Origin of the sequence: Paraburkholderia sp. SIMBA_053, assembly GCF_046534895.1 — a bacterium.
In the GTDB taxonomy this organism is placed as follows: Bacteria; Pseudomonadota; Gammaproteobacteria; order Burkholderiales; family Burkholderiaceae; genus Paraburkholderia; species Paraburkholderia caledonica.
Window position 1 is genome coordinate 1 of the sequence record NZ_JAWRXU010000270.1, and the last position, 343, is coordinate 343.

Genomic DNA, 343 nt, shown 5'->3' on the forward strand with positions numbered 1-343 from the left:
ACCTCCTGCACCTGCAGATCGCGTGGTGGGGTGTCGTGATGCTGGCACTCGGCCTTTTCACCGCGCTGTTCGGCGTTGTATTCAGCGCGATCCAGACCGACATGAAAAGGCTGCTCGCGTACTCGTCGATCGATAATATCGGTCTGATGTTCGTCAGCATGGGACTCGCGGTCCTGTTCCGGGCGTTCGACATGCCGGCGCTCGCCGCTTTATCGCTTACCGCGTTGCTCTACCAGATCGCAAGCCATGCCGCGTTCAAGAGCCTGCTGTTCATATCGACGGGCTCCGTCCTGCATGCAACAGGTGAACGCAATCTCGGCCGCCTCGGTGGCCTGATCCGTTT

The 343-nt window shown here is 59.8% G+C and carries 1 protein-coding gene; it reads left to right on the forward strand.

Going from position 1 to position 343, the window contains the following annotated elements:
* On the forward strand, positions 1 to 343 hold a 343-nt coding region (locus SB753_RS35585), incomplete at both ends, for a proton-conducting transporter membrane subunit (RefSeq protein ID WP_410804779.1).